Genomic DNA, 23327 nt, shown 5'->3' on the forward strand with positions numbered 1-23327 from the left:
GCAGCCAATCTCCCCCCTCGTGGGGGAGATGCCCGGCAGGGCAGAGGGGGGCGCTGTCCCGCCAACCTCTCAGTCCGTCCCGCCCAAACCCGCCACAATGACGATATGCTGGCAAGCATTGCCAATGTCGCGAATGACATCATCATTCCAGAAGCGCAGCACGATCCAGCCATCCTGTTCCAGGCGCTTCGTCCTGGTCTGGTCGGCTATCGCCAGATTTTCGTCGCCATGCTGCGAGCCATCGACTTCGACGATGAGTTTTTTCTCCGGGCAAGCGAAGTCGACAATGTAGCCGGCGATTGGAAATTGCCGGCGAAAGCCCAAGCCCATCAGCCGATGCGCGCGAAGTTCGTTCCAAAGCTTCAACTCGGCGCCCGTCATCACCTTGCGCATCGATCTGGCGTTGGCCCGGTGTCTTGGCGGCAGGGGCGTGTGGGTCATTGTAGGGGCTGGTCCGAGGTAGCGATATCGAGGCCTTTACTCTACGGCGCCCCCCTCTGTCCTGCCGGACATCTCCCCCACTGGGGGGGGGAGATTAGCAGCTTCGGCGCCGCGCCCTCTTGCGTCGACGGCTACTTCCCCGCCATTTTATCCGCCAGCGACTGCGCCTGGGCGAGCAGCGCCGGATAGGCCGCGTCCGCCGGCAGGCTCTTGCCCAGGCAGGCGCGGAAGTCGTTGTCGCCTTTGGTCCAGGCGGCGTTGGCGGCATCGGACGTGTTTTCGTCGCTCTCGTCGGTGGCCTGCTTGGCCAGTTTCTGGGCGGCGGCGTCGGCGGCGCTCCACACGGCGTCGCAGGCCGCGATCTTGGGGAGGGGCGGCGTCGCCGGCGCTTCGGCGATCAGGACGCTGTTGCCCTTGACCACCGTGACGACGACCTCCTGGTCGTAGTTCGGCCCGACATCCTGTGCCCAGCCGCCGAGCCGGGCAATCACCATGTCGGCGCCCTCGGGCTTCTTCAGCGCGAAGTCGAGCGTGCCGGTGAAGGCGGCGTCGCTGCCGATGGCCTGGGTGTAGAAGGCATCGAGCTTCAGCGCCGCGTCGAAGCTGGTCGGCAGTTTGAGATCGGCGTCCGTCTCTGCGGCGCGCGACTTGAGCCAGCGCTCGACCAGCCCGCGCGTCGAGGCCACGATGCTGGGGCCATCCTCGGTGCCGTGGCGCAGCCCGTCCAGCATGCCGAAGCCGACATCGGAGGAACTGAGGCTTTCGATATTGATCTTGCCGGCTGCCGGGAAATCCTTGACCGTGAAGGGCCCGAGCAGGGCGGTGAGACGCGTTTCGAGATCGGCGCGGGCCTTTTCATTGGCCGCATCGAGCGTTTCCACCGGCGTGTTCGTGCTTTCCATCGCCGCGATCTCCGCAATCGCCTTGTCGCGCGCGGCGATATAATCGTCCTCGGGCGAGGCGGCGAAAGCAGCACTGCTCGCAAGTGCAAACATGACCGTCCAGACCAACCGCATGACAGAACCTTTCTTCGTGGCGATCAACAGGCAAGGCAGCCATCGGGCAGCTTTGCGGCGATTGCGCGGCAGGAACCATCGAGACGAAACATCATGATCGGGGCGGGATGGCAAGCGCTGCCATTAACCATCGATTAACTATCCGTTCGCCTTTGAATCAAATCTGACGGATACTGTTTTCGGAGCCGGCTTCCAGTATTCGCGGAGGGCTGAACCTAAAAAAGAAGCGACGGACCACCGTCGCCTTGCGGGGAGGCGTCAGCATCATTTTTGATGAGGATCGCCAGAATGAAGATCGAAGACGCAGTGACCGCCGTGACAGCCGAGGCCAACGCGCTGCTGTCGTGCCTGGGCCAGCCCGTCATTGCCTACCACGTCACGGCAATCATGCGAGAGGCCGATCTCGAACACGCCCGGCGGATGCAGCTCGCCCTGATGCGGCGAAGCATCGAGGCACTTGTCGATGACGGCCTGGAGGATGGGGCGGCCGCGCATTTTGCGGCGCAGTTCGATGGGCGGATGGGTTCGGCGTGGAGGCTGCTGCACGCAGGCGAGGGCGTGGCGCACTGAGTTTGGGCAAACGAGCCGCGGTCGAGCCCTGATTGTCCGTGTTGCTAATGGAAGCAATGCGCCTCGTTCCCGTCATTCCGAACCGACGTTCGATCTCCTAAATGGCGGCCGTTGCCATGAGATTTCTGGCTTCGATCACCGAATGTCCCCTTGCGACGAGCGCCTGGAATTCGTCCAGCATACGGATATGACGGCCTGAGTCCCGGCGAAGTGCTTTCGGTACTTCATTCCCATGACGCAATGCTGTCCGGGTGGCGCCGCCATCTGGATTGCGCCACTCAAGATGAGGGTCAGGAATGACTTGGGGTGGGAAGCGGAAGGGCGGCTCTTCTTTCGAAATTTATCGAAAGCGGCCGCTCGACCGTTCGATCAGTGACACCGATGGCGCGTCAAGCCACAGCAATCAGCGGGTCAATCTGTCTATTGAAGGACGACAACCGCCTCGACTTCGAAAAGCATCGAGTCGATTGCGAGCTTGGGGACGGGAACGAGAGTTTGCGCCGGCAACCTGTCGCCGAACATTCCAATGACGTTCTGTTTCAGCACTCCGAGCTTCGACATGTCGTGATCGACCACAAAAACCGTCAGCTTGGCGACCTGATCCGGCCTGGCACCGAGACCCTCAAGCGCTGCGGCAAGATTCGCGTATGATTGTGCAACCTGCGTCGCGAAGTCGGGCGACAATTGCCCCGTGGCTTCAAAGCCGCCTTGCCCGGAAATATAGGCTACCCGCGCATCGGCAGGCACGATCACCGCAGTGCTGTAGCCGTTCAGCGTGGGGTCGCCGAGGTTCGGCGGGTTGACGATGGTTAGTTCCTGCGCAGTCGCCGCAGTCGATATTCCCATGATAATTAGTCCTCCAATGAGCAGGTGCCTGATAGCGCGTGACATGATTTTCTGAGTCCCTGGGGGTCTGAGATAGAGTCGGGATGGGCAGAGGTGTCTTGTCCACCCATCACCGACGACAACACTCTAGGCGGCCATACCTGTCACCTTGTGTCAGGTTGGTTTATCCTTTTCTCATGAGAGCAAGCCGTCTTCTATCCATCCTGACCACGCTGCAAGCGAAGGGACACGTCACCGCCGAGGCGCTCGCTGCCGAATGCGAGGTATCGGTGCGTACGATCTATCGAGATGTAGACGCGCTTAGCGCAGCAGGAATCCCGATCTACAGCGTGCGAGGCAGCAGCGGAGGTTATCGACTGCTCGATGGCTATCGGGTTCGCCTCAACGGTTTATCCTCGATAGAGGCCGAAGCGCTGTTTCTGGTCGGCCTAACTCGGCAAGCGGCTGACTTGGGGATGGGTGCTGTTGCGGCAAGCGCGCGCGCAAAACTTTTGGCTGCACTGCCGGAAACCATGCGATCCGGCGCGATGAAAGCGCGTTTCCATTTCGATGCGCCGTCATGGTTCGCCGAGCCCGAGACCTTAGAACATCTGCCCACGATTGCCCATGCTGTGCGGAATCAGAACCCGATACGCATGCGCTACAAAAGCCGGAAGAGAGATGAGGAACGGAGGATCGAGCCTCTCGGGATCGTCCTGAAAGGCGGTGCTTGGTATCTAGTCGCCCAAGTTCAAGATGAAGTTCGCAGCTTTCGCGTTTCTCGAATTGGCCCGATGACGGTGCTCGATGAACGCTTTGAGTATCCGAAGGCTTTCGACCTCGAAGGATATTGGAGGGAGAGCATTAGGCGATACGAGGTGGACCTGCATCCGAACCGAGCCGAAATTCGTCTCTCGCCCTGGGGCATAGACATGATGGAGGAGCTTCTTCCTCCCTATGTCCGCAACGGGGCTGTAGTTTCGGAGGGAGCCGATGCACGGGGCTGGAAGCAGGTCTCCCTATCGGTTGGTTCCATGGTTCATGCCGCGATGGAGATACTGCGTTTCGGAAAGGACGCCGAGGTAGTAGGACCACCCGAGCTTCGGGCCGAAATGGCGAGTGTCGTTGGCGCACTCGCAAAAATCTATACTGGCGACGGAAGATAGACGGGTGCCTGAGAGCGACTGCTTTTAGGTTTTCGGCGAGTCCAATTGAACGACGACAATGGGGTCGGCAGAAGAACGGCAGCGTCTCGCAACTTACTACCGAAACCGGATGGTCTGGAAACAGCCCCAGGTCACTCTGGGGTTGGCTGCCCGTCGAATCTTGCCGCCCGGCGCCTCGACAATTCCGTCGCGAAACCGCCTACGGACTAAGCCTGCGTCACCTCTTCTGCCTGACCAGCGGCTCCAGCGCATCCACGATCAGGTCGCAAAACTTCGGATGATCGAGCTTCGTTGCCACGGTGTGGCGGAACTCGGTCTGCTCGCTCGCCGTGCCGCTGAAATGGTGCATGCCGTCCATCTTCTCGAAATTGCAGACGGTTATGCCCTTAATCGAGCGGCCGGCGGTTTCGACACGGATGTCGGCTTTCTCGGTGGTGAAGACGCCTCCGTCGATTATCGCCGCGACGCAAGAGGCCGACGCGCCTGGGCAGTCAAGTTGCAGTACCCAAGCGATCCAGAGCCATCCCGCTCGCCAGGTAGGCCTGGTTCAGCGATCGCACCGCGTGGGTGCACGGACGGTCTCATCGGTATCGCGGCGCCGCGAATCTGTGCTAAAGCCGCCGCCCGACCAACCAAAGGACGACACCAGTGAGCGAAGTGACCGTGGCCGAGGCGATCGAAACTATCTATGCCTCGCTCGGGGCGGACAATGCCGACCTTGACGCGCATATCGCGACGCTGAAGGCCGCGCTGACACGAGAGGGCATAAAGCAGGCGGTGTTCGATCCGGCCAGGCTGGCGCAGGGCAACCGCGCAGGCCGCAAGCTGATGCAGGCCTATTTTCGGCAGCGCGGCGTGAGCGTCACGTTCTCCGAGAAGTAGGACCGCGCGCGGGCGGGCTCGAACGCGGCTCTCACCCTTGCCGCTTCACCCCTTCCGCTTCTCCACCTCGGCCTTGCGCAGCAGGAACCGCTGGATCTTGCCGCTCGGCGTCTTCGGCAGCTCCGAGACGAAATCGATCTCGCGCGGATAGGCGTGGGCCGAGAGCCGCTTGCGGACGTGCTGCGCCAGTTCCTCGGCAAGCTCGGGGCTGCCCTGGTAGGCTGATGCCAGGATGACGAAGGCCTTGACGATCTCGGTGCGCTGCGGATCGGGCACGCCGACCACCGCCGCCTCGTTGACTGCAGGATGCTCCATCAGCGCGCTTTCGACGTCGAACGGGCCGATGCGGTAGCCGGACGAGGTGATGACGTCGTCGGCGCGGCCGATGAAGGAGACCGAGCCGTCCGGTTCGTATTCCACCGTGTCGCCGGTGCGGTAATAGCCGCCCACGATGGCCGGTGTCTCGGCGTGGTGGTAGCCGTCGAACCAGCGCAGCGGCGAGTTGGCGATGTCGACGGCGAGGATGCCGGGCTGGTTGGGACCGAGTTCGTTTCCGTCGTCGTCCAGCACCACCATGCGATAGCCCGGCATGGCGAAGCCGGCGGAGCCGGTGCGCACCGGATGGCCAAGGCCGTGATGGTTGTTGACCATCATGCCGTTCTCGGTCTGGCCGTAATGGTCGTGGATGGGCGCATCGAGGTGAGCGTCGAACCAGCGGATCACTTCCGGGTTGAGCGGCTCGCCGGCACTGCTCACCAGGCGCAGCCGGCCTTTGACGCGGCCGGCGGCCTCGGGTCCTTCGGCGAGCAGCAGGCGAAAGGCGGTCGGCGAACCGGCCAGGCTGGTGACGCCGAGCCGCTCGATGATTTCATAGGTGCTTTTGGCGGTGAAGGCGCCCTCGTTGAAGGTGGTGGCGATGCCGAGCAGCAGCGGGCCTGTGATGGCGTAGTAGAGGCCGTAGGCCCAGCCGGGATCGGCGATGTTCCAGAAGACGTCGTCGGGGCGCAGCCCGATCGCGTCGCGCATATAGGCGCCGAAAGCGAGCAGGGCTTTCAGCGGCACCGGCACGCCCTTGGGCAGGCCCGTCGTTCCCGAAGTCGACATCATCATGATCAGGTCGTCACCCTTGCGCATCACGGGTTCGCGGTCGGGCGAAGCGGCGGCCAGCGCGGCGCGGAAATCGATGTCGCCCTGGGGCAGGACATCACTGGCGCCAAGAATGGTGGCGATCGGCGGGCAGTTTTCGATCTCGTCGAGCTTGCCGCGATTGGCCGGATTGGTCACCACCAGCTTCGCCCCGCTGTAGCCGAGCCGGTGTTCGATCGCCTTCGGGCCGAAGGCGGTGAACAGCGGCTGGTAGACGGCGCCGATGCGCCATGTGCCGAGGATGAGCGCCACCAGTTCCGGGATGCGCGGCAGCATGCCGGCCACGACATCGCCGGGGCCGACGCCGAGACCCCTAAGCAGGTTGGCGACGCGGCCCGACATGTCGGCGAGGTCCTCGAAGCTGAACTGCCTGAGTTCGCCGCTGATGGAGATCGCGCGCAGCGCCAACCGGTTCTGGCCGGTGTGGCGGCCGCAGCATTCGACATAGGCGTTGATGCCGGTCGCCGGATCGCCGTGAAGCCTGGCGATCTCATCCTCGATGCGAAAGGTCGCGACGGCGTCCTCGTAGCGCGGCAAGCCGGCGTGTGTCCTGGTCATGAAAATCCTCCCTGGCGGCGCCCCCGTCTCCCCATGGGACGCCGTCATGGCGACAATGGCATCAGATGGCGTTGATGGGCAACGCCGCCGCTCTACAAGTTCGCCTGCGCGAAGATGCGCGCCGCCCAGTCGAGGAAGACGCGCAGGCGCGGCGAGAGCTGCCGGTTCTGCGGGTAGAGCGCCGACAGCGGCGTCGGTGACGGCGGGTAATCGGCCAGCACTTCGACCAGCGTGCCGTCGGCAAGGTCTTTCTCGAAGCGGTAGCGTGGCGCCTGGATGAGGCCGAGGCCGAGCCGCGCCAGATCGGCGGCGGTGTCGGAGTTGTTGGCGGCGACACGGCCCGGCAAGCGGACTTCGCGGGTCTTGCCGGCGACGGTGAATTCGAAGGGCAGCACCTCGCCGGTGCGCGACGAGACGAAGCCGATAGCCTGGTGGCCGTCGAGCGCGTCGGGGGAGGCGGGCATGCCATGGCGAGAGAGATAGGCCGGGCTGGCGCAGGTCATTTCGCGGATCATGCCCAACCGGCGCATGATCATGCCGCTGTCGGGCGGTTCGCCGACGCGGATGACGCAATCGACGCCCTCGCGAACGAGATCGACCAGCCGGTCGCTCTGGCCGATCTGCAGGTCGATGCGGGAATAGCGGGCGAGGAATTCAGGCAGGCGCGGCAACAGGAAGGTGCGGGTGAGCAGCGTGCTGGCGTCGATGCGCAGCAGGCCATGGGGCTCGGCGTTGCGGAAGGCGGCCTCCGCGTCCTCGATCTCGGCCAGGATCGACAGGCAGCGCCGGTAATAGCCCTCGCCGTCCTGCGTGGCGTTCACCTGCCGTGTCGTCCGCTCGAGCAGGCGCGCGCCGAGATGCTCTTCGAGCCGCCGGAGCGCTTCCGTCGCGGTCGAGCGCGGCAGGCCGAGATCGGCGGCGGCAGCGGTGAAGCTGCGCCGCTCAAGCACGCGAACGAAGAGCCGCATCGTGTCCAGACGATCCATGGCATTTGTTCGCAGTTTCCGAATAGTGATGTCAAGTGGCGGCTGATTATCCGGAATGTGGCTACGTCTATATCCGTGTCACTGACAACACGGAGAGACTTCCATGACATTCGAGCAAAAGAGAACGGGCCAACCAACCAGAACAGCGATCGTGACCGGCGCCTCCAAGGGCATCGGCGCGGCGATCGCAAAGCGGCTCGCCCGCGACGGTGTCGCCGTCGTCGTCAACTATGCACAGGGCCGCGCCGAGGCCGAAGCGGTCGTCGGTGCGATCGAAGCCGATGGCGGCAAGGCGATCGCCGTGCAGGCCGACATCGCTAATCCCAACGGCATCGCCGCGTTGTTCGACGCCGGCGAGAAGGCGTTCGGCGGTGTCGATATCCTGGTCAACAACGCCGGCATCATGAAGCTTTCGCCGATCGCCGGGACCGACGACGCTTCGTTCGACACGCAGATATCAATCAATCTCGGCGGCGTGTTCCGTGGCATGCGCGAAGGCGCCAAACGCCTGCGCGGCGGCGGCCGCATCGTCAATTTTTCGAGCAGCGTCGTTGGTCTCTACCAGCCGGGTTACGGTGTCTATGCCGCCACCAAGGCGGCGGTCGAGGCGATGACGCACATCCTGGCCAAGGAGCTTGGCGCGCGCCGCGTCACCGTCAACGCGGTGGCGCCCGGACCGGTCGAGACGGCGCTTTTCATGGACGGCAAGAGCCAGGCGCAGGTCGACGCGATCGGCAAAATGATCCCGCTCGGCCGGCTCGGCCAGCCCGACGACATTGCCGGCGTCGTCTCGTTCCTCGCGGGGCCGGATGGCGGCTGGGTCAACGGACAGATCATCCGCGCCAATGGCGGCGCGATCTGAAGGAGGCTGACATGAGACAGACAATATTGATCAAAGCTATGCGCTGAAACTCGCCCGCTTCAGCATCGAGACGACTGTCGTCGTGCCCGGCGCCTTTACCAAGGGCACGGAACATTTCCACCATGCGGCGGCACCCGCCGATGCCGAGCGCGCCGGCCTCTACCGGTCCGGCCCATACGCCGGGGTTGACCAGCAGGTGCCGACGGGGCTGGCGTCGCCGAGGCAATCGTCGACCTCGTCGCCATGCCGCATGGCCGCCGCCCGCCGCACGTCCATATCGACCCCTCCGACGACGGTGCCGCCATCGTCAACGGCGTTGCCGAACGCGTGCGCGCGCAACTCCTGGAACGGATCGGCCTTGCCGACCTGCTCCATCCCAAAGCCTGAAACCCACCTCGAACAGAAGGAATACAACCATGCCATTCGCCAACATAAAAGTACCGCGGGCCGCACTCTCCAGGGCACAGAAGGAAGACCTCATCCACCGGACCACGGCCATGTTCGTCGACTTTTTCGGCGAGGTCGTGCGCCCCACCACAATGGTGCTGGTGGAGGAAGTCGCTGACGGCGGCTATGGCCGCGCCGACGAAGTGTTCGTGATACCGGAAGCCTATCGCGCCAAGGAATAGTGGGGCGGACCTTGCTCGGCGCGACAGCCGTCATATGACGACTGGTCGCTGCCTTCCGTAACGTCCACTCTGTCCACGGGCCTTGCATGTCTGTTCCCTGAAAATGGATGCCCCCTTTGGGGCGACATGCATCCGGCGGGGGCCAGGTGGACAGCCCCGAGCTGTCCACCTGTCTCGGCCTCGCCCGACTTTTCAAGACGCCAGGCTTAGCGGTTGCGCTTCCGTATCCCGCACCCGCTCGGCTTTCCCTGCCGTCCGATAGCGCTTGGGCGCGCTGCCGGTGGCGCGCTTGAAGGCGTTGCTGAAGGCGCTTTCGGAGGCGTAGCCGAGCGAGCGGGCAAGCACGGCCACCGGCGTATCCTCCTCGCGAAGCGCGCGCTCGGCCAGATGCATGCGCCATTCAGTCAAATAGGTCAGTGGCGCGACGCCGGCGGTCCGCTTGAAATGGAAGGCGAAACTGGTGCGCGACATGGCGGCGGCCCTGGCGAGGTCCTCCAGATGCCAGTCGCGGCCGGGGTCGCCATGCATCAGCCGCAGCGCCGGCGCCAGGCGCGGGTCGGAACGCGCCGCCTGGGATTTCATCGCGCGAGAAGGGCGCGGCCTCGAACTGTCCGTGGTCAATCCGGTGGCGGTGCTGGGCCCGGTGCTGGCCGCCGACTTCTCGCATTCGATCTGGCTGATCAAGCGGTTGATGGACGGCATGCCCGGCTGCCCGAAGGTCAACTCGGGCTATGTCGACGTGCGCGACCTGGCCGATCTCCATTTGCTGGCAATGACCAGCCCTGTCGCAAAAGGCGAGCGCTTCATCGGCATTTCGGGCCATAGCCTTTGGATGGCCGAAGTCGCCGACGTGCTGCGTCAGCGCATGGGCGCGGCGGCAAGCAAGGTGCCGAAGCGCGAAATCCCCAATTGGGTCATCCGCCTCCTGGCGCTGCGCGGCGATCCGACGACCAGGATGCTGGCCAGGCATCTCGGCGTGATGATGGACGCCACCAGCGAAAAGGCGACGCGACTGCTCGGCTGGACACCGCGCCCGGCCGAGGAAGCGATCGTCGCGACGGCCGAGAGCCTGCTGCGGCTGGGCTTGGTGGGCGGGTCGAAAGGCTAGGCAAGGGGCGACACCTTGCGACGGTCTTGTCTCGCAGGGTTTTCTTAGCCGGCCTGCGTTCAGGTTTTCTCGGGTGACTGAGATGTGGTTCCTCTCCCCCACTCAGTGGGGCGAGGAAACCAAGCGTCCGGCCATCTCGCAACTTGTGGCCTTCAGCCCTTCGCCCCAATGCTGTATCCAACGGCCCGAGTGCAAGGAGCCTTGGATGACCGCAACGCTTACAAACGCCGAAGCCGCCCCCGACTGGCAGGACGATGTCCGCCAAGGGGTGCGCCATGTCCGTGACCTCGACCGCCTGCCGCTGTCGCCCGCCGAGCGCGCCACCGCTCAAGCAGCCGCCACCCTTCACAAGGTGCGCGCGCCGAAAGCCTATCTCGACCTGATCGACTGGAACGATCCGGCCGATCCGATCCGGGCGCAGGTGATCCCGTCGCCGGACGAACTGGTGGAAACGGAGGGCGAGCTTGGCGATCCGATCGCCGACCATGAGTTCAGCCCGGTGCCGCGATTGACGCATCGCCATGCCGACCGGGTGCTGCTGTTCCCGACCTATCAATGCGCGGTCTATTGCCGGTTCTGCTTCCGCAAGGAATCGCTGACCTCGATCGGGCGCGGCTATACGCGCGAGGCGCTGGAGCCGGCGCTGGCCTATATATCAGATCATGCCGAAATCCGCGAGGTGATCCTGACTGGCGGCGACCCGCTGTCGCTGCCCGACAAGGCGCTGGCCGAAATCCGGGCGCGTATCGAGGCCATTTCCCATGTGCGGCTCTTACGCATCCACACCCGCGTGCCGGTGGCGCTGCCGTCGCGCATAACATCAGGGCTTGTGGAAGCCTTGCAGGGCCGGCTGATGGTCACGGTCGTCACTCATTTCAACCACGCGCGCGAGATCACCGATGCAGCGGAGGCGGCCTGCCGCACCATGCGCCAGGCGGGCTTCGTGCTGCTCAACCAGAGCGTTCTCCTGAAAGGCATCAACGACAGCGTCGAGGTGCTGGAAGAGCTCTGCCGCGAGCTGATGTACCGGCTGGGGGTGAAACCCTATTACCTGCACCATGGCGACCTTGCGCGCGGCATGGCGCACCGCCGCACCACGATTGCCGAAGGCCAGGGGCTGGTGGAGGCGTTGCGGGCGCGCCTGTCGGGCATCTGCAATCCCGTCTATGTGCTCGACCTGCCGGAGGGCGGCGGCAAGGTGCCGATCGGGCCTTGTCATGTCGAGGCACGGGACGGGGAGAATTGGCGTATTCGCGGGCTGGATGGGCTGGTGAGGGACTATCGGGAGATCGTCGGCGAATAGGGCAGCTGCGCTATTGCCGGACAAACGCCAGCACGACCACGCGCGGGGCAATGCAGTATGCGAGGCTGACCTTGCGGCCGGTCCTCGTCGTCGCACCGCCCGCGTCGAGGTCCACGGCGATATCCTCATAGCCCAGCACCTCGCGATCGAGCGGATAGACCGCCTTGTAGACCGCTTCCTTGGCGGCAAAGAGGATGCGGCCGGCAAGAGGCCGGTCGGCCGTCTCCATCCGGTCGGCCGTGGTTGCAACGAGCGCGAAAATGTCGTCGGGCAGGGGCAGCGCCGGCTCGACGTCGATGCCGAGCGCGCCGATATCGGCAATTCGCGCTATCGCCGCCACGGCCATGTCGTCGTCATGAGCGAGCGAGCCGATCATCCCTTCCGGCCAGACCGGCGCTGCGGATGGCGCGCGCGGAATGGCGATGTCGCCGATGCCGATATCGGCCAGCAGCCGGTGCGCGATCCAGCGGGCCGCACCGCTGGCACGCCGCGTGGCCGGCTGGCGCGCGGCGATGGAACGCGCTTCCTGCGGCAGCAGATGAGCCTCGTCGCCTTCGCGTATGAGGCGGCATCCGGCGTATACTCCACCAGGTGCGATAGCGGCCAGGGCCTGCGCCAGAGAGACCTCCTCGGGCAGGTTGGGTATGGAAGGATCGGCGGGGGGCATCATCGGTTGCCAGCGGCCGCCGGCAGGACGAGGTCGGCGATCATTTCGCCATCCTCGTCGAGCCCTTCCTCGACGAAACCGGCGGCGCGATAGAGCCGGCGCGCGGCGTCGTTTTCCGGCTCGTAGCAGATGGAAACGTGGCTGATGTGGCCGAGCCCCTGGATTTCGTGCAGCACCTGGCGCAACGCGGCCTTGCCGTAGCCTCTACCCTGCCAGGCGCGGTCGATCATGAAGCGATAGATGCGCGCCTCGTCGTCATCGCGTGGCGCTTCGTACATCAGGAAGCCGACGACGCTATCGCCGGCCATGATTGCGCGCGGCCGCGCGTCCCTGTCGGATTTGGCTTCGCACAGCGAGGCCGCATTGCCTGCGACGAAATCCATCTGCTCCGGGGCCAGCCGCAGCGCGGTGACCAAGGCACTGTTGGCAGGGGTCACCGGGGCGATCCGAACGTCCATCGTGTTTCCGGATCGCTCTGTCACGTGACCTCCAATGCTATCGGGATCCGATGTCAGGATGACGCCCTGGAGCCGTCATCCATGATCGGTTCGACGAACCGGTGCAGCTTGGCAGGGTTGCCGCGCCAGATCGAGTTGGGCTCCAGCACTTCGCCCTTCATCACGAAGGAGTCGGCATCGACCATCGATCCCTTGCCCATCACGACGCCGTAATGGACGAAGGCCGAAGGTCCGAGCGTGCAACCGTCACCGATGCGGATGAAGTCCGACTTGAACGCACCTTCTTCCAGCGAATGGGCCTGGAGGACGCAACCCTCGTTGAGCGTGACGTCATCGCCGATCTCCACCAGAGAGCGTTCGGTCAGGTTGCTGCCACCGTCATAGACGCGCTTGCCGACCTTGACGCCCAGCATGCGCAGGATCATCGGCCGGAACGGCGTGCCGGCGAACAGGTTGACAATTGGCGAATCCGCGAGCTTCCAGTGGCGTTCGTGGCGCCAGAAGTCGACATCGTAGATCGTCGTCATTCGCGGCTTCAGCTTGCCAAAACCAAGGCTTGCGCGTTCGACGAAGATGTAGAACGGAATGGTGATCGCCGACGTCAGGATCACGGCGACGAAGAGAGCGACCTCCGCCCATTCGGTATAATAATTCAGCGCGCGGTCCCAGATCGCCAGCGTGGCGAACAGCATGACCCATTGCGTTGCCATGAACAGAAGGATCGTCACCAGGTTGTGGCGGTTCTTGAACGGGATGCGCTGGCGCCGGTCGGCCTCGTCGACACCGGCGATGAGTTCCTTGTCGCGATTGACCATGCGCGGGATTTCAAAGGCAGGCGACCCGAGAAGGCCGACATTCTCGCGCACCGGTCCATCGATGGGGATCATCACCTTGGTGCCGAGCAGGACATTGTCGCCCGTGCGTCCATCCGGCGGATAGTAGATGTTGTTGCCGAGATAGTTGCGCTCGCCGATGCGGGTCGGCTCCAGCCGGAACGCGGAGGCGGACTTGTGCACATTGATCATGAACAGCCCGTCCGACACCATGGTCTCGGTGCCGATCTCGCACAGAAGCGGGTTTTCATGCTGCTGGTTGGAGCCGAAGTTGGAACCGGTCTGCACCACCTTGTTGAGGTTCCAGCCGATGGCACGCATGTAATGGACGATGGCCGAGCTGTCGCCGAACAGCAGTCCCAGCACGCGCGAATTGCTGGAGAATTCGGAGACGGTCTGCAGCCAATAGCGGAAGCCGTAGAGCGTATAGGTGCGCCCGGGCTTCAGGATCAGGCTGAACAGGCGCGGCACCACCGTGGCGGCGAAAAAGGCCACGGCGATATAACCGAACAGCGTGACCGTGGTGCCGATCGCGACGAGACCGATCGTCTCCTGATAGTCGTCGCCGACATACTCCCAATAGCTGTGGAACAGGAGCGGCAGCGGGGTGATGACGGCGAACAGGAGCACCAGCTGAACGGCTTCATAGAGGAAGCGCCGGATCTCGTAAGGGTTCGCGGTGCGTACCTTGCAATAGTCGGCCGTGGTCGGCACGGCCGGCGATCCATGCCAGTGCTCGCCGTCGGGAATGCTTTGCCCGCTCTGCAGCGAGGACGAATGGCCGAGCTGGCCGCCGTCGCCGATCGAGGTGTCGATGTCGAGCGTCGAGCCGACGCCGACAAAGGCATCACGGCCGATGCTGAGCGGCCCGGTGTGGATATAGCCGGCCTGGGCGCGATAGCCGAGGATCATCGATTCCTTGCGAAGGATCGTGTTGGCGCCGATCGAAATCAGGTCCGTGCAGACGGGCACGGATTTCGATTCGATGACGGCGTTGTGGCCGAGCCTGGTGCCGAGAAGCCTGAGATAGAAGCTATAGAGCGGGCTGCCGCGGAACAGCACGACGGGCGCCGTGCGGATCAGTGTCTTGACCACCCAGAAGCGATAGTAGCGCCACCCCCAGATGGGAAACGCCTCGGCCTTCCAGCGGCCGACAAGCAGCCATTTCATGGCAACGGCAAAGCCGGACATGCCGAAGAACACGCCGGCGGACAGCGCCACGCACCTGACATAGAGCTGCAGCGGCTCGTCGAGCGTGTCGTAGACCCAGTCGAGGCCATTGTCGATCACCCACACCGCAGCGTAGCTGTAGGCGAGGTAGAACGAAAGCTGGCCCGCTCCGCAGGTCCAATAGGCAAGGTTCGAGGCCTGGCGGGTGAGGACGGGTTCGTTGGTGGCCGTCGTCATCTCTTCGGCCACGCTCAGATGCTTGGCCAGGCGCGCGACCGTCGGATAGAGGTAGATATCGCGCATGGACGTCGTCGCCCATTCCTTGCGGGTGCGCACGCGGGCGCAGAAATGCGCCATCAGCAGCGAGTTGGCGCCGAGATCGTCGAAGAAATCGTCCTCGACCGACACCGCGTCGAATTTCAGCACCGCGGCCAGCGCGTCGGCGAGGAAACGCTCGTCGTCATTGCGGGGCGCAATCATCTCCCCATTGCCGGAGAGCCGCACGCTGGTCGGCTTCGGCAGTTGGCGCAGATCGACCTTGTTCGACACCGTCATCGGGATTGCTGGCAGTTCCTCCAGGTAGGAGGGCACCATGTAGTCCGGCAGGCGCCGCTTCATCGTCTGGGCAAGATCGGCGCGCGAGAGCGCCGGCGCCCCGGCCTTGGGCGCGTAATAGGCGACGAGCTCGACGCGGCCGGGCTCGATCTCCCAGGTGGTGACGGCGGCCTGCGCGATGGCGGGCTGGTCCAGCAACACCGCCTCGATCTCGCCGAGCTCGATGCGATAGCCGCGGATCTTCACCTGGGTGTCGATGCGCCCGGCATATTCGATCTCGCCATCGCCGTTGATCCGGCCAAGATCACCCGTGCGGTAGATACGCTTCGACGGATTGTTCGGCAGGCCGAGGAAATCGGGGATGAACTTCTGTTCGGTCAGGTCTTGCCTGTTGAGATAGCCGACGGCGAGGCCGATGCCGGCGATGCCTATTTCGCCCAGTTCGCCAGGCTCGGCAAGTTCCGGCAGCGAAGGGTCGAGAATGACGATGGAATAGGTGGGCAGCGGCGCGCCGATGGTGACAGGCTTGTCCGGCGTCAGCGCGCCCATCGTTGCCGTGACGGTCGCCTCCGTCGGGCCATAGGTGTTGAGGATCTGCCGGCCCGGCTTCGACCAGCGCACCACCAGATTGTGCGGGCAAGCCTCGCCGCCGACCAGCAGCGTGCGCAGGCTGGGCACATCCGAAGTCATCGACGAGAGAAGCGTCGGGCTGCAGGCGATGCAGGTGATGTCATGATGGCGCAGGAAATCCGCCAGTTCCTCGCCGACGAGTGGCAACTGGCCGGGTGCCGGCACCACGGTGGCGCCGGCGACGAACGGCACCCAGATCTCCTCGGAGGAAAAGTCGAAGGCGATGGTCATGCCCTGGTAGACGCGATCGCCGGGCTTGTAGCCATAGGATGCGGCGGCGACGCGGATGAAGTTGACGAAGCTCTGGTGCCTGATGGCGACGCCCTTCGGCCTGCCGGTGGTGCCGGAGGTGTAGAGGATGTAGCAGATATCTTCGATCGCCGTGGCGGCCGGCCCGTTGGTCGGCTTCAGCGGCGCGCTGGACTGTTTGGAGATCTCGGCGGCGGCGCTGTCGATCAGTACATGCGGAACCGGCAACTGGTCAGCCCGCGACGCATAGGTGGCGATGGTGACGACCAGGCTGACGCTGGCGTCTTCGATGATGAGCGCCATGCGCTCCTGCGGAAAAGCGGTGGCCAGCGGCACGAAGGCGGCGCCCGCCTTCACGACGGCGAGCAAGGCGACATAGGTTTCCGCCGACCGGTCGAGGATAAGCCCGACCCGGTGGCCCGGGCGCACGCCGCGCTTGACCAGCAGGCGGGCGAACTGGTTGGCCCGGCTGTCGAGCTCCTGATAGGTCCAGGTGCGTCCTTCGGAGATCACCGCCGGCAGCGTGGCGAATGTCTTGGCGAGCTGTTCGAAGACGGCATCGAGCCGCTCGCCCGGCTGACCTGCCCGGGCGAAGTCCGCGCCGGTCAGGATCTGGTCGTGCGCCGCCAGGGGCCGCTGAGCGCCCCTGATGAGCGCATCGACGGCAGCCAGGCCATTTTCGGCCAGCCCGGTTTCGGGCTCTCGATCCAGTCTTGCCGTGCCCCTGTCGAGTGCGGCGATATCGACACCGTGATCCATTTCCAAACTTTCTCGTCCTGACCCAGCATCGCCGGGTGCGTCACGCCGCCGTGTCGGTGGACATTGCTGGCTGCGCCGCCGTCGCGATTGCGGCGGCCGATTCCCGGCCTTTGAGGCATGCTTATGCCATCCGATCTTTTCGTCAGTTTTTCCGAACTGTTGAATTTTGTTTCTGAAGTGTGTCTGAGCGCTTTTTCCGCACGGCTGTCGTCGCCAGTTTCCACCGTCCAAAAAAATCTCGACACCCTGGGAATAAAGCACCGCCCCGCCGGGTCTTCCCTGTAGCGGGGCCATTCACCGGCCCGCGACCCGAAGAAACGAAACAAGGATTTATCAAGATGACCAAGCTCGCCCTCGGCGTGGCTGCGATGCTGCTCGCCTCGAGTGCTGCCTTTGCCGGCAGCGACCATTTCGGCGCCGACAATGCCAACCAGCCTGTCGCTTCCGTCGACACCAATGCCACCGCTTCGATCCCCTACGCGGCGCAGCAGAATGGCGCCGACGCGCGGGTGACGACCGGGCCGAGCCAGGGTTCGGTTCAGGACATCATCGACCAGCACAATCGCGACAGCCTCTGGGGCCGCTAAGCGCCCTCAAGCAATCTCTCAACAAACAGGAACCATCGACATGAAAAACATCGCTCTTGCCGCCGCCGCCATTCTCGTGGCCACCACCAGCGCCTTTGCCGGCAGCGACCATTTTGGCGACCGCACCGTCAACCCGGCGGCCGCGACCATCGACAACACCTACACCGCCTCGATCCGCCGGCCGGACATGGTCCGCAACGGCATGCAGGCGACGATGAAATCTGATGCGGACGAACCCGGCCAGGGCATCTGGGGTCGCTGAGTTCGCGAGGGGTCCGGACCATCCCCGAGGTCCCGACCCCGACCGCATCGGGACGGAGGGCCATGTGGCGTGGCCCTCCGTCATCCCGCCGCGATTTCTCGTCTTTCGCGATTTGGTTTTCCGTCACGCAACCCACAGGAGACACCCATGTTCAGCATGACACGCCGCACAGTGCTTCAATCCGCCGCCGCCGCTGCCGCCTTCGGCCTTGCCGGCAAGCTCGAGTTCACCCGCCCCGCTTTCGCGCAGACGCCGGTGGAGCCGACCGTCGGCTTCTACAAATACACGGTCGGCGATATCGAGGTGACCGCCATCTATGACGGCATCTGGAAGAAGCCGCATGACCCGGCCTTCATCAAGGATGTTTCCGTCGACGACACCAAGGCGGCACTCGCCAAGGCCGGCCTGACCACCGACTTCATGCCCATTCCGCTCACCGTCGTCGTGCTCAAGATGGGCGGCAAGCTAATCATGATGGATGCGGGCTCCGGCGTCGGCCAGTGGCAGGCCAATGCCACGCACCTGCCGGCCAACATGGCCGCCGCCGGCATCGACTACAAGGCGATCGACACCATCATGATCTCGCATTTCCACCCCGACCATGTCTGGGGCCTGATGGAAAAGGGCACCAACACGCCGGTGTTCCCCAATGCCGAGCTGATCGTCAACGCCACCGAATACAATTGGTGGACCGACCCGAGCCGGTTGGCCAAGCTGCCCGAGGGCCGCAAGCCGGCGGGCAAGCGCATCGCCGAGAATTTTCCGAAATGGAAGAACTGGAAGCTGGTCCAGGACGGCGCGGAAGTGGCGCCCGGCATCCAGATCATCGCAGCACCGGGCCATACGCCCGGACATTCGGTGTACCTCGCCAATTCCGGCAAGGAGCAACTGATGATCTCCGCCGACACCATGTATGTGCCCGCACTTCTGGCGCCGCATCCGGAGTGGCAGGGCAGCTACGACCAGGATGGGCCCACCGCCATCACCACGCGCCACAAGATCGTCGACCGGGTGATCGCGGACAACATCCGCATTTCCGGGTCGCACTTCCCGTTCCCGGGCACCGGCGTCTTCGTCAAGGACGGCAATGCCTATGGCTTCACCCCCGTTCAGATTTGAGACCGTTTGGAAACTCTACTGTGGCGGCCATCTGAAGGCGTTTTCTGCGCTTCCCCGTTCTACTGCGTCTACGCAGTAGAACTGAGCCCACGGACCCGAACGTCCGCTCCGCTCCGGTTCTCGAAACCACCGTCATATGACTCGCCAGAGCGAATTTCGAAACGGTCTCTCGACGCTAGCACTCAAACCAAGCGAGAAAGACAATGAAACACTCCTATCTGGGCAAACATGCCCTCTACGGCCTGCTCGGTGCCATTGCCGTGCTGACCGTGGTTCCGGTCGCGACGATCATGCCGGCCTATGCGGTGGACGATATCGAGGGCGCCGATGCGCCCGACCTCACCGCCGTCCAGGCCAAGATCGCCGCCAAGGACTACAAGGGCGCGCTGGCCGATCTGCGCGACCTGGCGCAGGACAACCAACAGGCCGACGTCTACAACCTGCTCGGCTTCACGCTGCGCAAGACCGGCGATTTCACCACCGCGCTGACCTACTACAACAAGGCGCTGGAGCTGAAGCCCGACCACAAGGCGGCCCGCGAATATCTGGGCGAGCTCTATGTGGAGACAGGCGACATGGGCAAGGCCAAGGAACAGCTGGCCTCGCTGCAGAAATTGTGTCCCGCCGGCTGCGAGGAGCTCTCCGATTTGCAGAAAGCCATCGACACCAAGGTGACGCAGTAAGGGCAGGGGTGACGCAGTAGGATGGCGGTTGCTTGCCCGCGAAGGGGCCTGGCGCAAACCTCTCCACACATCACAATTCGGGCGCTCGTGGCTGGCGCCCGTTGCCGGAGCCGGCACTCTCCCTCGAGCCGGCTCCGGCCTTTTCGAACATCACATCCGGCAGGCGCCGTTTTCGCGCGTCCCACGGCGGGCGGCGCCCGCCTGTTACCAAAATAGGCCTGTGCCCAAAAATTGGAGGCTGACCATGACACCGAACGACATCGCCGCGAGGCTCACTGGCCTCGCCACGAAATACCACATCAGGGACGTGACCCTGCTTGCCGGCCGCCTGCTTATGTCCTTCATCTTCCTGCATGAGGGCGTGACACTGGCCACGCATTTCGACGGCGCCGCCAAGGCGATGGCCGCGCAAGGCGTCGGCCTGCCGCTGTTCGTCGCTACCATCGCGCTGCAGCTGGGGGCAGGGCTCTCGGTGGCTTCGGGCCTGCTGACGCGGCTGGGCGGCATCGGGCTCGGACTGTTCTGCCTGGCCACGGCCTTGCTGTTCCACATCAATTTCGCCAACCAGAACGAGTTGCTGCATTTCGAAAAGGACCTGGCCATATCAGGCGGGATGTTCGTGCTGGCCGCTGTCGGCGCCGGCCGTCTTTCGCTGGACTGGCTGCTGGCCCGCTACCTGCAAAAGCGCCAGCGTGACAAGGAAATGCTAGCGGCGCTGCTGGCGGTGGAGAACGAGTTCACGCTGGATGTAAGGCTGCCTGTTTGAGCGGTGCGCGGGCGCTTTGTGGCCGCATTCCACGCAAAATTCCACACTTGCGGCGGTTCTTACCACGCTGCCTACCACGCTCGCACAAACACCAGCCCCTTATCGAAGCCGCCAACAGCGCAACAACGACCCGCGACGGTCGTGCGCTGAAACTTGCCACCGCAACGATCCAGTGAGGGTCGTGGTTGGCCGGCCTCGCCCGAGACTATGAACAGACAGCCTCACGAAAGCGATGCGGGCGGCGCGTCGAGGTCGATGTCGACTTTTGAAAGATGGAGACTTGAAATGAAGAAGATCATTCTGACCACTGCCGCGTTCCTGTTCGCCTCCGGCATGGCTTTTGCCGGCAGCGACCACTTCGGCGCGGACTTCGTGCCTGACGCCGGCAGCTTCCCGACCACCACCCATGCGATGATGTCGGGCGGCGCGCTCGACCAGGGTGTCACCAAGAGCATCACCGACAGCGCGGCCGGGTCCAATGCGACCTCAGGCATGCCCGCATCGGGCTATGGCCAGGGCATCTGGGGCCACTGACCCCATAGCCGGCCAGCACGGCCGACAGCCAGGCGGCGGGCTTGCCGCCGCCTGGCTCGTTTCAGCCGGGCGAAAGCGCGATGACGATCGGATGGTCGCTGAGCGTAATTTCCAGCGAACGCAAATTGCTCAGTGTTTGGATGGGGTCGACGCCAATTGTTGGATCGTAGGTTTTTACCGACGCCTGCTTTTCGCCGAAATGGATCGTCAAGCGGTCTTGACCGGTCAAACGTTCGTTCCACACGACAAGTTGGAACGTGCCGTCGCTGTGCTGCAGGAGCAGGTCGTGAACGGTTTCGGGTTGGTCCGCGATGGTGAAGTCGAGCTGGCCGGGTTTGGCGAGGGCGCCTTTATCCGCCAAGATCGTCGTAAGGTTGTGCAGGTAGAAGGCGGCCGTGCGGGGTGAATAATCAGCCTTGTAGAAGCCGAAAGATTGGTTGCCGCCTTCGTCGGTACGGTCCCGCAACAGATAGACCGATGTGTAGGCGTAGCCGCGCGTGAACTGAGCAAGGTACATGCTCATCAAGTTCAAGCCGTGCATTTGCTCCGTGACCGTGCCTCCGATTGCCACCCCGGTCTCGGTCGTGACCCGCGGCAGCGTATCGAGTTGCTCCTGGGTGTAGCCCAAAAACCCTCTCGCCCAGGTGACGCCGAAGTTGCCGAACAACCCGTCCACCCTGGATGCGGCGGTTGGATCGGCGGCGCGCCACGTCTTGTTGTCCGCCGGATACGGCGAATGCGAGTGATAGATGTAGTTGTGCACATTGGCGTAGTCGGCATATTTCGTGCCGTCCGGCATCCGGGTTTGAGCGCCGGGCGGGATCGTCAGGAACTGAAGACCGACATTGTCTCGCTGCGCGCCGGGTTCCGAGATCGACCAGACAGGATACTTCGCAAGCACAGGATCACTTTTGACAGCCTGGTAAAGATCGCGCTGAAGCTTGGCGACGGCCATCCACGAAGGCTCCCTGCCGCCGCCTTTCTCGCCCTGATAGGTGACGCCCCAGTTGTTCGGCTCGTTGTTGCCCTCGAATGCGAGCAGCGCGCCGGCTCCAGCAAGCACCTTGCCCGTTTCGACCAGTTTCTTCACGTCGGTCCCACCGCTGACCAATCCCCAGTTCAGCAGCACTCCGGTTTCGCGATGCAGATCCAGAAAGGTCTGGATGGTTGTGGGGCCGTCGTCGCTCAGCCCTTCTATTCCCGCCCTTATCCATCGAAAGCCGCAATAGCGGACCATCTCGATCGTCTTGGCCAATGGCTGGCCTCGATCGGGGAATGTGGAAACGACGCCGATGCTGTTGAGAAAGTCGTTCGTCGCAACGGCGTTTTGGGGTGCTGCAAGCGCATGGCGAGGCGATATGGGTGCCAGCGCCAACCACGCGCCGACGAGGAAGTGAAGCATTTTGGAAGTGGTGATCATCGCCTGGGACTCTAACCCACGTCTTTCCATGGCGCATCGCCCACCTTTGGTTAGCCCGCCTGCATGATCGCGACGCGCCCGAACGGGCGATCTCCTCGACGGTTCTTGGCGCCGAGGTCGCAGCTGATCCGGCCGAGCACGGCGGTGGCCGCGCCCGTGGGGCCCGGTGCCTCGCTGACCTTCTGCGATCCGATTCGTGCCAGCGATCACGGAAAATTCTTGGATCGTTCGCGCAGGCGCGGCGTTCTTCCCGAACACCAAGGGAGAACGCCGATGACAGACGACCGCAACGACAAGATCCGAGACCGCGCCTACGCCATCTGGCAACGCGAAGGCGGCGCCCATGGCGACCATGAGCGGCACTGGCACACGGCCGAGGCCGAGATCGACAGGGAAGCCGCCCTGCCGCTGACCGCCGACGATGCGCTGCCGCAAACCCGCGAGATCGCCAGCACCGACGTGCTGGAAGTCGAGGCACTGGCCATGCGCACCGGCATATCCGGCGACGAGGCACAGGAACTGATCGACCGCCTGGGCACCGACCGCGCCGCGACGGAGCAGGCCGCTCGCGAGCTGAAGGCAAGACGCAAGCGCTGAAGCGCGGCTTCGCGTTTCAAAACAATGCGCTGGAGTGCGTCGATGATGAGATGATTCATCGGCATGTACCGGCGAGACTCTGTCTTCTCTTGCAAAGTCTGCGCTCTACGAGGCCCCCTCTGGCCTGCCGGACAGAGGCAGGCCTCGTAGAGCGCAGACTCCGGCCACCCAAAGGCGTTTTCCTCGGAACCCTTGCCCGTCTCGCAGGTTCCTCCTGTCCCAACCACAGGAGATGCACCATGGACCACAGCACCCACATCAGGCTGACCAATGCCGAACTGACCAACGACACGCTCGAGGGCGCCACCATCTACGGCCCCGGCGACGAGAAGATCGGCTCGGTCGACCATGTGCATGGCAGCCAGGTCGTCATCGACGTCGGCGGCTTCCTCGGCATCGGTGCCAAACCCGTCGCCGTTGCCGCCAGCGAACTCGACTTCATGCGCGACGACGATGGCGACATCCACGCCGTGACCAACTGGACCAAGGACCAGCTGAAAAAGATGCCCGAACACCGCGACTGAAAGTTCGAGGGGCCCGGCCGGG

Annotated in this window: 25 protein-coding genes and 2 pseudogenes; 16 read left to right on the forward strand and 11 right to left on the reverse strand. The window is 63.9% G+C overall.

Translation table 11 applies throughout. The features are described from left to right. Positions 1-69: 69 nt before the first annotated feature. Together A3AU_RS0108000 and A3AU_RS0108005 are read right to left on the reverse strand one after the other, a co-directional pair. Positions 70-441 carry an endonuclease domain-containing protein gene (locus A3AU_RS0108000; protein WP_051355309.1) on the reverse strand — a complete coding sequence of 124 codons (372 nt, stop codon included), beginning with the start codon at positions 439-441 and terminating at the stop codon, positions 70-72. Between the two features lie 131 nt (positions 442-572). Then, entirely contained in the window at positions 573-1436 is an 864-nt protein-coding gene (locus tag A3AU_RS0108005; RefSeq protein ID WP_245235433.1) for a hypothetical protein, read from the reverse strand. 309 nt (positions 1437-1745) lie between these two features. Between A3AU_RS0108005 and A3AU_RS0108010 the strand changes: the two genes are divergently transcribed. Further along, entirely contained in the window at positions 1746-2027 is a 282-nt protein-coding gene (locus A3AU_RS0108010; protein ID WP_245235434.1) for a hypothetical protein, read from the forward strand. A 420-nt stretch (positions 2028-2447) separates the two neighbouring features. Here A3AU_RS0108010 and A3AU_RS0108020 read toward each other — a convergent pair whose 3' ends face one another. Then, positions 2448-2918: a RidA family protein gene (locus A3AU_RS0108020; RefSeq protein WP_027052334.1), complete on the reverse strand. Its 471-nt coding sequence runs from the start codon at positions 2916-2918 to the stop codon at positions 2448-2450. Between the two features lie 131 nt (positions 2919-3049). Here A3AU_RS0108020 and A3AU_RS0108025 point away from each other — a divergent pair, with 131 nt between their 5' ends. Beyond that, positions 3050-4018 carry a helix-turn-helix transcriptional regulator gene (locus A3AU_RS0108025; protein WP_027052335.1) on the forward strand — a complete coding sequence of 323 codons (969 nt, stop codon included), beginning with the start codon at positions 3050-3052 and terminating at the stop codon, positions 4016-4018. Positions 4019-4235: 217 nt separating this feature from the next. Here the strand turns inward: A3AU_RS0108025 and A3AU_RS1000000140730 are convergent, their stop codons facing one another. Continuing rightward, a complete protein-coding gene (locus tag A3AU_RS1000000140730) occupies positions 4236-4367 on the reverse strand; it encodes a hypothetical protein (RefSeq protein WP_272481083.1) in 132 nt (43 codons plus the stop codon). A gap of 299 nt (positions 4368-4666) precedes the next feature. On the opposite strand from A3AU_RS1000000140730, the gene A3AU_RS0108035 reads away from it, so the two are divergent. After that, on the forward strand, positions 4667-4900 hold the full coding sequence (locus A3AU_RS0108035; protein ID WP_027052336.1) for a hypothetical protein: 234 nt from the start codon (positions 4667-4669) through the stop codon (positions 4898-4900). A gap of 45 nt (positions 4901-4945) precedes the next feature. On the opposite strand, the gene A3AU_RS0108040 is transcribed toward A3AU_RS0108035, so the two are convergent. Then, entirely contained in the window at positions 4946-6604 is a 1659-nt protein-coding gene (locus A3AU_RS0108040; RefSeq protein WP_027052337.1) for an acyl-CoA synthetase, read from the reverse strand. Positions 6605-6696: 92 nt separating this feature from the next. Further along, on the reverse strand, positions 6697-7590 hold the full coding sequence (locus A3AU_RS0108045; protein WP_027052338.1) for a LysR family transcriptional regulator: 894 nt from the start codon (positions 7588-7590) through the stop codon (positions 6697-6699). A gap of 103 nt (positions 7591-7693) precedes the next feature. Here A3AU_RS0108045 and A3AU_RS0108050 point away from each other — a divergent pair, with 103 nt between their 5' ends. From A3AU_RS0108050 to A3AU_RS0108060, 3 genes and pseudogenes are all read left to right on the forward strand, one after another. Beyond that, a complete protein-coding gene (locus tag A3AU_RS0108050) occupies positions 7694-8452 on the forward strand; it encodes an SDR family oxidoreductase (protein WP_027052339.1) in 759 nt (252 codons plus the stop codon). A 19-nt stretch (positions 8453-8471) separates the two neighbouring features. Beyond that, a pseudogene (locus A3AU_RS1000000140280) lies at positions 8472-8839 on the forward strand (oxidoreductase); the annotation flags it as partial. Positions 8840-8868: 29 nt separating this feature from the next. After that, a complete protein-coding gene (locus A3AU_RS0108060) occupies positions 8869-9081 on the forward strand; it encodes a tautomerase family protein (RefSeq protein WP_027052341.1) in 213 nt (70 codons plus the stop codon). Between the two features lie 192 nt (positions 9082-9273). Here the strand turns inward: A3AU_RS0108060 and A3AU_RS01000000135090 are convergent. Further along, positions 9274-9648: pseudogene (locus tag A3AU_RS01000000135090) on the reverse strand (helix-turn-helix transcriptional regulator); the annotation flags it as partial. A 46-nt stretch (positions 9649-9694) separates the two neighbouring features. Between A3AU_RS01000000135090 and A3AU_RS01000000135095 the strand changes: the two are divergent. Together A3AU_RS01000000135095 and A3AU_RS0108075 are read left to right on the forward strand one after the other, a co-directional pair. Beyond that, positions 9695-10189, forward strand: a complete 495-nt coding sequence (locus A3AU_RS01000000135095; RefSeq protein WP_245235435.1) for a Rossmann-fold NAD(P)-binding domain-containing protein — start codon at positions 9695-9697, stop codon at positions 10187-10189. Positions 10190-10394: 205 nt separating this feature from the next. Next, positions 10395-11492, forward strand: coding sequence for a KamA family radical SAM protein (locus A3AU_RS0108075; protein WP_027052343.1), 1098 nt, complete (start codon positions 10395-10397; stop codon positions 11490-11492). A gap of 10 nt (positions 11493-11502) precedes the next feature. Here A3AU_RS0108075 and A3AU_RS0108080 read toward each other — a convergent pair whose 3' ends face one another. Genes A3AU_RS0108080 through A3AU_RS0108090 form a run of 3 tightly spaced genes read right to left on the reverse strand, consistent with a single transcriptional unit; the run spans position 11503 to position 16813 of the window. Further along, positions 11503-12159 (reverse strand): 4'-phosphopantetheinyl transferase family protein, encoded by a 657-nt coding sequence (locus tag A3AU_RS0108080; protein WP_245235436.1) that lies wholly within the window; start codon positions 12157-12159, stop codon positions 11503-11505. Then, on the reverse strand, positions 12159-12617 hold the full coding sequence (locus A3AU_RS0108085) for a GNAT family N-acetyltransferase (RefSeq protein WP_032916991.1): 459 nt from the start codon (positions 12615-12617) through the stop codon (positions 12159-12161). Before A3AU_RS0108085 ends, A3AU_RS0108080 begins: the two co-directional genes overlap by 1 nt. Before the next feature lie 53 nt (positions 12618-12670). Beyond that, positions 12671-16813, reverse strand: a complete 4143-nt coding sequence (locus tag A3AU_RS0108090; RefSeq protein WP_032916992.1) for a Pls/PosA family non-ribosomal peptide synthetase — start codon at positions 16811-16813, stop codon at positions 12671-12673. 338 nt (positions 16814-17151) lie between these two features. On the opposite strand from A3AU_RS0108090, the gene A3AU_RS0108095 reads away from it, so the two are divergent. The 6 genes from A3AU_RS0108095 (at position 17152) to A3AU_RS0108120 (ending at position 20764) form a co-directional block, all read left to right on the forward strand. Continuing rightward, the gene (locus A3AU_RS0108095) at positions 17152-17400 is read left to right on the forward strand and encodes a DUF680 domain-containing protein (protein WP_027052347.1); all 249 of its coding nucleotides are present in this window, start codon (positions 17152-17154) and stop codon (positions 17398-17400) included. A gap of 40 nt (positions 17401-17440) precedes the next feature. Next, a complete protein-coding gene (locus A3AU_RS0108100) occupies positions 17441-17662 on the forward strand; it encodes a DUF680 domain-containing protein (RefSeq protein ID WP_027052348.1) in 222 nt (73 codons plus the stop codon). Positions 17663-17809: 147 nt separating this feature from the next. Then, positions 17810-18781, forward strand: a complete 972-nt coding sequence (locus A3AU_RS0108105) for an MBL fold metallo-hydrolase (protein WP_027052349.1) — start codon at positions 17810-17812, stop codon at positions 18779-18781. A gap of 203 nt (positions 18782-18984) precedes the next feature. After that, complete coding sequence (locus A3AU_RS0108110) at positions 18985-19464, forward strand: tetratricopeptide repeat protein (RefSeq protein ID WP_032916993.1); 480 nt, start codon at positions 18985-18987, stop codon at positions 19462-19464. Between the two features lie 244 nt (positions 19465-19708). Continuing rightward, positions 19709-20230 (forward strand): DoxX family protein, encoded by a 522-nt coding sequence (locus tag A3AU_RS0108115; protein WP_027052351.1) that lies wholly within the window; start codon positions 19709-19711, stop codon positions 20228-20230. Between the two features lie 285 nt (positions 20231-20515). Next, on the forward strand, positions 20516-20764 hold the full coding sequence (locus A3AU_RS0108120) for a hypothetical protein (RefSeq protein ID WP_027052352.1): 249 nt from the start codon (positions 20516-20518) through the stop codon (positions 20762-20764). Positions 20765-20825: 61 nt separating this feature from the next. On the opposite strand, the gene A3AU_RS0108125 is transcribed toward A3AU_RS0108120, so the two are convergent. Further along, positions 20826-22184: a hypothetical protein gene (locus A3AU_RS0108125; protein ID WP_027052353.1), complete on the reverse strand. Its 1359-nt coding sequence runs from the start codon at positions 22182-22184 to the stop codon at positions 20826-20828. A gap of 273 nt (positions 22185-22457) precedes the next feature. Between A3AU_RS0108125 and A3AU_RS0108130 the strand changes: the two genes are divergently transcribed. Both A3AU_RS0108130 and A3AU_RS0108135 read left to right on the forward strand, forming a co-directional pair. Continuing rightward, a complete protein-coding gene (locus A3AU_RS0108130; RefSeq protein ID WP_027052354.1) occupies positions 22458-22781 on the forward strand; it encodes a DUF2934 domain-containing protein in 324 nt (107 codons plus the stop codon). Positions 22782-23020: 239 nt separating this feature from the next. Continuing rightward, positions 23021-23305, forward strand: coding sequence for a hypothetical protein (locus tag A3AU_RS0108135; RefSeq protein ID WP_027052355.1), 285 nt, complete (start codon positions 23021-23023; stop codon positions 23303-23305). Positions 23306-23327: the final 22 nt, after the last annotated feature.

It is taken from the genome of Mesorhizobium erdmanii USDA 3471, from assembly GCF_000472705.1.
Classification (GTDB): domain Bacteria; phylum Pseudomonadota; class Alphaproteobacteria; order Rhizobiales; family Rhizobiaceae; genus Mesorhizobium; species Mesorhizobium erdmanii.

Bases quoted from the DNA above. Each gene is read 5' to 3' on its own strand.
- A3AU_RS1000000140730 (WP_272481083.1), bottom strand. From the start codon at position 4,367: ATGCACCATTTCAGCGGCACGGCGAGCGAGCAGACCGAGTTCCGCCAC.
- A3AU_RS0108040 (WP_027052337.1), bottom strand. From the start codon at position 6,604: ATGACCAGGACACACGCCGGCTTGCCGCGCTACGAGGACGCCGTCGCG.
- A3AU_RS0108090 (WP_032916992.1), bottom strand. From the start codon at position 16,813: ATGGATCACGGTGTCGATATCGCCGCACTCGACAGGGGCACGGCAAGA.
- A3AU_RS0108100 (WP_027052348.1), top strand. From the start codon at position 17,441: ATGAAAAACATCGCTCTTGCCGCCGCCGCCATTCTCGTGGCCACCACC.
- A3AU_RS0108135 (WP_027052355.1), top strand. From the start codon at position 23,021: ATGGACCACAGCACCCACATCAGGCTGACCAATGCCGAACTGACCAAC.
- A3AU_RS0108050 (WP_027052339.1), top strand. From the start codon at position 7,694: ATGACATTCGAGCAAAAGAGAACGGGCCAACCAACCAGAACAGCGATC.
- A3AU_RS0108105 (WP_027052349.1), top strand. From the start codon at position 17,810: ATGTTCAGCATGACACGCCGCACAGTGCTTCAATCCGCCGCCGCCGCT.
- A3AU_RS0108020 (WP_027052334.1), bottom strand. From the start codon at position 2,918: ATGTCACGCGCTATCAGGCACCTGCTCATTGGAGGACTAATTATCATG.
- A3AU_RS0108095 (WP_027052347.1), top strand. From the start codon at position 17,152: ATGACCAAGCTCGCCCTCGGCGTGGCTGCGATGCTGCTCGCCTCGAGT.
- A3AU_RS0108115 (WP_027052351.1), top strand. From the start codon at position 19,709: ATGACACCGAACGACATCGCCGCGAGGCTCACTGGCCTCGCCACGAAA.
- A3AU_RS0108005 (WP_245235433.1), bottom strand. From the start codon at position 1,436: ATGTTTGCACTTGCGAGCAGTGCTGCTTTCGCCGCCTCGCCCGAGGAC.
- A3AU_RS0108125 (WP_027052353.1), bottom strand. From the start codon at position 22,184: ATGATCACCACTTCCAAAATGCTTCACTTCCTCGTCGGCGCGTGGTTG.
- A3AU_RS0108060 (WP_027052341.1), top strand. From the start codon at position 8,869: ATGCCATTCGCCAACATAAAAGTACCGCGGGCCGCACTCTCCAGGGCA.
- A3AU_RS0108080 (WP_245235436.1), bottom strand. From the start codon at position 12,159: ATGCCCCCCGCCGATCCTTCCATACCCAACCTGCCCGAGGAGGTCTCT.
- A3AU_RS0108010 (WP_245235434.1), top strand. From the start codon at position 1,746: ATGAAGATCGAAGACGCAGTGACCGCCGTGACAGCCGAGGCCAACGCG.
- A3AU_RS0108045 (WP_027052338.1), bottom strand. From the start codon at position 7,590: ATGGATCGTCTGGACACGATGCGGCTCTTCGTTCGCGTGCTTGAGCGG.
- A3AU_RS0108085 (WP_032916991.1), bottom strand. From the start codon at position 12,617: ATGGACGTTCGGATCGCCCCGGTGACCCCTGCCAACAGTGCCTTGGTC.
- A3AU_RS0108110 (WP_032916993.1), top strand. From the start codon at position 18,985: ATGAAACACTCCTATCTGGGCAAACATGCCCTCTACGGCCTGCTCGGT.
- A3AU_RS0108000 (WP_051355309.1), bottom strand. From the start codon at position 441: ATGACCCACACGCCCCTGCCGCCAAGACACCGGGCCAACGCCAGATCG.
- A3AU_RS0108025 (WP_027052335.1), top strand. From the start codon at position 3,050: ATGAGAGCAAGCCGTCTTCTATCCATCCTGACCACGCTGCAAGCGAAG.
- A3AU_RS0108075 (WP_027052343.1), top strand. From the start codon at position 10,395: ATGACCGCAACGCTTACAAACGCCGAAGCCGCCCCCGACTGGCAGGAC.
- A3AU_RS0108120 (WP_027052352.1), top strand. From the start codon at position 20,516: ATGAAGAAGATCATTCTGACCACTGCCGCGTTCCTGTTCGCCTCCGGC.
- A3AU_RS0108130 (WP_027052354.1), top strand. From the start codon at position 22,458: ATGACAGACGACCGCAACGACAAGATCCGAGACCGCGCCTACGCCATC.